Raw genomic sequence first — 1,498 nt, 5'->3', positions numbered from 1 at the left:
ACGACTACCTGAAGAAAACCCTCACCGCGCGCGTCTACGATGTGGCCCGCGAGACCGAGCTTGAGCACGCGCCGCATCTGTCGGCGCGTCTGCGCAATCCGGTTTATCTGAAGCGCGAGGACAACCAGCCGGTGTTCTCGTTCAAGGTGCGCGGCGCGTACAACAAAATGGCGCATATTCCCGCCGAGTCGCTCGCGCGCGGCGTGATCACGGCGTCGGCGGGCAATCATGCGCAAGGCGTGGCGCTGTCGGCCGCGCGCATGGGCGTGAAGGCGATCATCGTGGTGCCGGTCACGACGCCGCAAGTCAAGGTCGATGCCGTGCGCGCGCATGGCGGCCCGACCGTCGAAGTCGTGCAGTTCGGCGAATCGTATAGCGATGCGTATGGCCACGCGGTGAAGCTTCAGGAAGAGCGCGGCCTGACCTTCGTGCATCCGTTCGACGACCCGTATGTGATCGCCGGCCAGGGCACCGTCGCGATGGAAATTCTCAGTCAGCATCAAGGCCCGATTCACGCGATCTTCGTGCCGATCGGCGGCGGCGGACTCGCGGCGGGCGTGGCCGCGTATGTGAAATCGGTGCGCCCCGAGATCAAGGTGATCGGCGTGCAGACCGACGACTCGTGCGCGATGGCGGCGTCGCTCAAAGCCGGCGAGCGCGTCACGCTGAACGAAGTCGGGCTCTTTTCCGACGGCACGGCGGTGAAGCTCGTCGGCGAGGAAACCTTCCGCCTGTGCCGCGAATATCTCGACGACGTGCTGCTCGTCAACACCGACGCGCTGTGCGCCGCGATCAAGGACGTCTTCCAGGACACGCGCAGCGTGCTCGAACCCGCGGGCTCGCTCGCGGTCGCGGGCGCGAAGCAGTATGCGGAGCGCGAGGGTATCGAGAATCAGACGCTGATCGCCGTCACGTCGGGCGCGAACATGAACTTCGACCGCATGCGCTTCGTGGCCGAGCGCGCGGAAGTCGGCGAGGCGCGCGAAGCCGTGTTCGCTGTGACGATTCCCGAAGAGCGCGGCAGCTTCAGGCGCTTTTGCGAACTGGTCGGCACGCGCAGCGTCACCGAATTCAATTACCGCATTGCGCAGGCCGATTCGGCGCATATTTTCGTCGGCGTGCAGATCCGCAATCGCAGCGAATCGGCGCAGATTGCGGGCGCATTCGAGGCGCACGGTTTCGCCACTGTCGATCTCACTTTCGATGAACTGTCCAAGCAGCACATCCGCTACATGGTCGGCGGACGCTCGCCGCTTGCACACGACGAGCGGCTCTTTCGCTTCGAGTTTCCGGAACGGCCGGGCGCGCTGATGAAATTTCTTTCGTCGATGGCGCCCGACTGGAACATCAGCCTCTTTCATTATCGGAATCAGGGCGCGGACTACAGCTCGATTCTCGTCGGCATTCAGGTGCCGGAAGCCGATAACGCGGAGTTCGACCGCTTTCTGACGACGCTCGGCTATCCGTATTGGGAAGAGACGCAGAATCCGGTTTATCG

Annotated in this window: 1 protein-coding gene; it reads left to right on the top strand. The window is 63.7% G+C overall.

The genetic code is table 11. From position 1 onward, the window contains the following. A partial coding sequence (ilvA, locus tag VOM14_RS31340) for a threonine ammonia-lyase, biosynthetic (RefSeq protein WP_327632577.1) occupies positions 1 to 1,498 on the top strand: 1,498 nt, incomplete at both ends.

The sequence above is a fragment of the Paraburkholderia sp. MPAMCS5 genome (assembly GCF_036016995.1).
Taxonomy (GTDB): Bacteria; Pseudomonadota; Gammaproteobacteria; order Burkholderiales; family Burkholderiaceae; genus Paraburkholderia.
Note: the sequence above shows the minus strand (reverse complement) of the source record. Positions and strands in the feature narration are given on the sequence as shown.